This window comes from Rhodococcus sp. 05-2254-6 (genome assembly GCF_002258565.1).
In the GTDB taxonomy this organism is placed as follows: domain Bacteria; phylum Actinomycetota; class Actinomycetes; order Mycobacteriales; family Mycobacteriaceae; genus Rhodococcoides.
The window spans coordinates 1-5,451 of sequence record NZ_NOZF01000038.1; the positions used below are offsets into that span (position 1 = coordinate 1).

The window sequence follows — 5,451 nt, forward strand, 5'->3', positions numbered from 1 at the left end:
CCGAGAATGCGTCGTCGACCAGCGCCCGAGCTCCCCCGCCTCACGAAGAGAGACACGAGAACGATGGATTCGCACACCCCTGGCTCCCACCCGACGCCGCTTCGCCCCGGGGCGAACCCGCGCAAAGCGGCGACCGCCGCATGGGTCGGCAGCGCCCTCGAGTACTACGACTTCTTCATCTACGGCACTGCAGCCGCACTCGTCTTCGGCCGCGTGTTCTTCCCAGGGTCCAACCCGGCGACCGGAACCCTGCTGGCCCTGGCCACCTTCGGCGTCGGATACCTCGCACGGCCGCTCGGCGCGCTGGTCCTCGGCCACATCGGTGATCGCTACGGACGCAAGAAGGTCATGGTCGCCACCGTCCTGCTGATGGGTATCGCGACCCTCGGCGTCGGCGTCCTGCCCTCGTACGAATCCATCGGCATCGCCGCGCCCATCATCCTGGTGCTGCTTCGCCTGTGCCAGGGATTCTCGGCCGGCGGTGAGCAAGCCGGGGCCAACTCGATGACGCTCGAACACGCCCCGGACGACAGGCGCGCATTCTTCACCAGCTTCACCCTCAGCGGCACCCAGGGCGGACAGATTCTCGCCACCGCAGTGTTCCTGCCCGTCGCCATGCTCCCCGAGGAAGCACTGCTCAGCTGGGGCTGGCGAATCCCGTTCTTCCTCAGCGCTTTCGTCGTCGTAGCCGCCTTCGTCATCCGCCGATCGCTCGACGAGACCCCGGTCTTCGAGGAAGAAGTTGCGTCCACCGAACCGCAGCGCCTGCCCGTCGCCGAATTGCTCAGCAACCATCGCTCGGCCGTTCTTCGCGTGATGCTCGCCGCTGTCATCGCCTCCGTCAGCACCATCTTCACCGTCTACGCGCTGTCCTACGCCGTCAACACCGTCGGCCTCGAGCGCACCCCGATGCTGTGGGTGGGCGTTCTTGCCAACGTCGTCGCCCTCTTCGCATTGCCATTCTTCGGTGCCCTGTCGGATCGCATCGGCCGCAAGCCGGTGTTTCTGTTCGGCTCCATCGGCTGCGCGATCCTGATGTTCGGCTACCTGTGGTCGATCTCGAGCGGCAACTACGTCCTCATCTTCGTCTTCGGCATCGTGATGTTCGGCTTCGTGCACAGCGCCACCGGCGGCGTCTGGCCCTCGTTCTACGGTGAGATGTTCCCAGCCCGGGTTCGCCTGACCGGAACCGCACTGGGAACCCAGATCGGCTTCGCCATCGCAGGATTCGCGCCGACCATCGCAGGAGCGATCGCCGGAGCCGAGGTCGGCGCGTGGCTACCCGTCGCGATCGTCACCGCGGTCTTCTGCACCATCAACGTCGTCATCGTCGCCACGTCGAAGGAGACCTTCCGTACCCCCACCGACGAGCTCGGTCTTCGGACTCGCACCACCGACAGCGCACGCGCCGCGTCGGTCTGATCGAGATCGTGATCGACGCACTTCGACCTGCAGCGGCAGGCACCTGGACGGTGCTCGCCCTGCAGTATGCCACTCGAACGGCATTGCGCAGCACTCTCTTTCACCAACGCGACGAGCGCAGCACCGAAAGCCAGACGGTGGCCTACTACGTGTGGCTCGCTGTCTCGAAGACCAGCACGGTGTTGATCGACGCCGGAATGTCCCGGTCCACAGCCGAATCGAAGGACGGGCTCGACTATCACGGGTCACCCATCGAACTGCTCGGCGAACTGGGGCTGACACCGGATCACATCGACACCTGCATCCTGACCCACCTGCACTACGACCACACCGGGGTCGTCGCGGATCTCCCGTCTTCGCGATACGTGGTGCAGCGCAGAGAACTCGAATACTGGACCGGGCCGTGGGCCGCCCGCATCACCCGAGAACGGTGGCTGCACTCGCAGGCCGACACCGAACACATCCGAACCGCCGATCGCGGCACCCGGCTCGACCTCGTCGACGGCGATATCGACCTGTTCCCAGGGCTGTCGGTACACGCCGTCGGCGGACACACCGCAGGCATGCAAGTGGTCAGAGTGCACACCGACCGCGGCCCGGTGGTGTTGGCCTCGGACGCCAGTCATTTCTACGAGAACATCGAGGACGACAGCCCGTTCGCGATCCTGCACGCGCTGCCGGACATGTACGGAGCCTTCGATCGAATCCGTGAGCTCGCCGCCGACCCCGGCATTTTCGTACCCGGCCACGACCCGCTGGTATCGAGCCGATTTCCCGCCGTGACCGCCGCCCCCGGTGCGCACGCCGTGATCATCGGCTGACCACGACGAGAACGAAAAATCCCCGACCTCGCGGATGAGGTCGGGGATTCGTCGTTGTCCAGCAGTTCGATCGGCCGTATCAGGCGGACTTGTCGCGGCGCTCCGGACGCTCGGGCTTGCGCGGCACGATGGTCGGCAGCACGTTGTCGTTCACCGTCTCGGCAGTCACGACGACCTTCTCGACGTCGTCGCGGCTCGGGATGTCGTACATCACCGGCAGCAGAACTTCCTCCATGATGGCGCGCAGTCCACGGGCACCGGTTCCACGGAGAATCGCCTGGTCGGCAATTGCTTCGAGGGCCTCGGTGGTGAACTCGAGCTCGACGCCGTCCATGTCGAACAGGCGTCGGTACTGCTTGACCAACGCATTCTTCGGCTCCGACAGAATCGTCACGAGCGATTCCTTGTCCAGATTCGTCACCGACGCGATCATCGGCAGTCGACCGATGAACTCGGGGATCAGACCGAACTTGATCAGATCCTCGGGCATGACCTCGGCGAAGTGATCCTGGGTGTCGATCTCGGCCTTGGAGCGAACCTCGGCTCCGAAGCCGAGCCCGCGCTTGCCGACCCGATCGGACACGATCTTCTCCAGTCCGGCGAACGCACCGGCCACGATGAAGAGCACGTTGGTGGTGTCGATCTGGATGAACTCCTGATGCGGATGCTTACGACCGCCCTGCGGCGGCACGCTGGCCTGTGTTCCTTCCAGGATCTTGAGCAGCGCCTGCTGCACGCCTTCGCCGGACACGTCGCGCGTGATCGACGGGTTCTCGCTCTTGCGAGCGATCTTGTCGACCTCGTCGATGTAGATGATGCCGGTCTCGGCGCGCTTGACGTCGTAGTCCGCGGCCTGGATCAATTTGAGCAGGATGTTCTCGACATCCTCGCCCACGTATCCGGCCTCGGTCAGGGCGGTGGCGTCGGCGATGGCGAACGGCACGTTGAGCATCTTCGCCAGGGTCTGCGCGAGGTACGTCTTTCCGCACCCCGTCGGTCCGAGCATCAGGATGTTCGACTTCGCCAGTTCGACGGATTCGCCGCGCACGTCGCGCGCCTTGTCACCGGCCTGGATGCGCTTGTAGTGGTTGTAGACCGCAACGGCCAATGTGCGCTTGGCAGCGTCCTGACCGATCACGTAGTTCTCGAGAAAGTCCTTGATCTCGGAGGGCTTGGGGAGGTCGTCGAGCTTGACTTCGCTCGATTCGGCCAACTCCTCTTCGATGATCTCGTTGCACAGGTCGATGCACTCGTCGCAGATGTACACCCCTGGTCCAGCGATGAGCTTCTTGACCTGCTTCTGGCTCTTGCCGCAGAAGGAGCACTTCAGCAGATCGCCACCGTCACCGATGCGTGCCATTCGGAGGTTCCTACTTCCTTGTCCGCGTACGACCCACGCCGACCGGGTGTGGCCGAAACCTTCGTGGGCTACTTCTCGGTCTGTCGTCATGCCGACTTCGGTCGACCGAGTTCTTGGATGCGACGGTACCCGTGTTCGCCGAACATGGGCGGGTTGTTTCCGGTGATTCGCCACCCGATTTCACCGATTGCGCCATTCGGGTCGCCGATCGCGACCGCCGGGTGGAGTTCTGCACTCACACCCGGCGTCGGATTCTTCTGCCGGACCTACACGGTCCGACCGGTGGTGGTCGCTCTGCTACTTCTGGGCAGAGAGCTTGCGGTACTCGAACACGGTGTCGATGATCCCGTAGTCCTTGGCCTGTTCCGCGGTGAGGATCTTGTCGCGATCGGTGTCCTTGCGGATGACGTCGGGATCCTTGCCGGTGTGGCGGCCGAGGGTGGTCTCCATGAGTCGACGCATGCGCTCGATCTCGGCGGCCTGGATCTCCAGGTCGGACACCTGGCCCTGAATTCCACCGCTCGACGGCTGATGAATCAGCACGCGTGCGTTGGGCAGTGCTGCACGCTTACCGGGAGTGCCGGCGGCGAGCAGGACGGCCGCGGCAGACGCAGCCTGGCCGAGGCAGACGGTCGCGACATCGGCACGGACGTACTGCATCGTGTCGTAGATCGCCATCAGCGAAGTGAACGATCCACCGGGCGAGTTGATGTACATCGTGATGTCTCGATCGGGATCGAGGCCCTCGAGCACCAGCAGCTGCGCCATGACGTCGTTGGCGGACGCGTCGTCGACCTGGACGCCGAGGAAGATGATGCGCTCCTCGAACAGCTTGTTGTACGGGTTCGATTCCTTCACGCCGTAGCTGGAGTGCTCGACGAAGGAGGGCAGGATGTATCGGGAGGACGGCAGCTGATTGGGGTCGAACAGGTTTGTCATCGTTTCTCCAAGATGTAAGTGATCGAGGGTCGCCGGGAGCGGCCGAATTACTCGCCGATTCCGCCGGCCTGCCGCGCACGGCTGACGACGTGATCCACGAACCCGTATTCCTTGGCGGCCTGCGCCGTGAACCAGCGGTCACGATCGGAGTCTTCGGTGATCTGCTCGACGGTCTGACCCGTGTGCAGGGCGATCAGCTCTGCCATCTCGCGCTTGGTGTGCGCGAACTGCTCGGCCATGATGGCGATGTCGGAGGCGCTGCCGCCGATACCGGCCGAGGGCTGGTGCATCATGATGCGCGCGTGCGGCAGGGCGTAGCGCTTGCCCTTGGCACCGGCCGAGAGCAGGAACTGACCCATCGAGGCCGCCAGACCCATTCCGTAGGTCGCGATGTCGCACTCGGCGAATTCCATCGTGTCGAAAATGGCCATACCCGCGGTGACCGAGCCACCGGGCGAGTTGATGTACAGCGCGATGTCGCGAGTGGGGTCCTCGGCCGAAAGCAGCAGGATCTGAGCGCACAACTTGTTGGCGATGTCGTCGTCGACCTGGGTACCGAGGAAAATGATGCGGTTTTGAAGCAGACGCTCGTACACGGAGTCGCTGAGATTCAGCCCTGCTGCAGCCGAAGTCATGACGGGACTCTGCTGGTGCGAAGCCGCCGGATTCTGAACAGTCACGGTACCTGCCTTTTCCATAACAAATCGTTGGTTCCTGACACAGACACTAACGAAAGACGGCGGCTCCGGAGTCCCGGAACCGCCGTCGTTCGCTGTGAGCGTTACTTCTCTTGTTCGCCCTCGGAAGAATCTGCTGCTTCGACCTCGTCGGGAGCATCGGCGGGGCTGCCGAACAGCTCTGCGGTGTCGACGGTCGCGCCGGTGGTGTCGGTCACGTTGACGCGCTCTA

The 5,451-nt window shown here is 63.8% G+C and carries 5 protein-coding genes; 2 read left to right on the forward strand and 3 right to left on the reverse strand.

Translation table 11 applies throughout. The features are described 5' to 3' along the window. Positions 1 to 63 precede the first annotated feature (63 nt). Both CH256_RS04575 and CH256_RS04580 read left to right on the forward strand, forming a co-directional pair. Positions 64 to 1,422: an MFS transporter gene (locus CH256_RS04575; RefSeq protein WP_068052529.1), complete on the forward strand. Its 1,359-nt coding sequence runs from the start codon at positions 64 to 66 to the stop codon at positions 1,420 to 1,422. A gap of 8 nt (positions 1,423 to 1,430) precedes the next feature. After that, on the forward strand, positions 1,431 to 2,243 hold the full coding sequence (locus CH256_RS04580; RefSeq protein ID WP_256989364.1) for an N-acyl homoserine lactonase family protein: 813 nt from the start codon (positions 1,431 to 1,433) through the stop codon (positions 2,241 to 2,243). A 79-nt stretch (positions 2,244 to 2,322) separates the two neighbouring features. On the opposite strand, the gene clpX is transcribed toward CH256_RS04580, so the two are convergent. From clpX to CH256_RS04595, 3 genes are all read right to left on the reverse strand, one after another. Further along, a complete protein-coding gene (clpX, locus tag CH256_RS04585) occupies positions 2,323 to 3,603 on the reverse strand; it encodes an ATP-dependent Clp protease ATP-binding subunit ClpX (RefSeq protein WP_032394600.1) in 1,281 nt (426 codons plus the stop codon). A gap of 297 nt (positions 3,604 to 3,900) precedes the next feature. Beyond that, positions 3,901 to 4,542: an ATP-dependent Clp protease proteolytic subunit gene (locus CH256_RS04590; RefSeq protein ID WP_008715342.1), complete on the reverse strand. Its 642-nt coding sequence runs from the start codon at positions 4,540 to 4,542 to the stop codon at positions 3,901 to 3,903. A 47-nt stretch (positions 4,543 to 4,589) separates the two neighbouring features. Continuing rightward, positions 4,590 to 5,240, reverse strand: coding sequence for an ATP-dependent Clp protease proteolytic subunit (locus CH256_RS04595; RefSeq protein WP_082898933.1), 651 nt, complete (start codon positions 5,238 to 5,240; stop codon positions 4,590 to 4,592). Between the last annotated feature and the right edge of the window lie 211 nt (positions 5,241 to 5,451).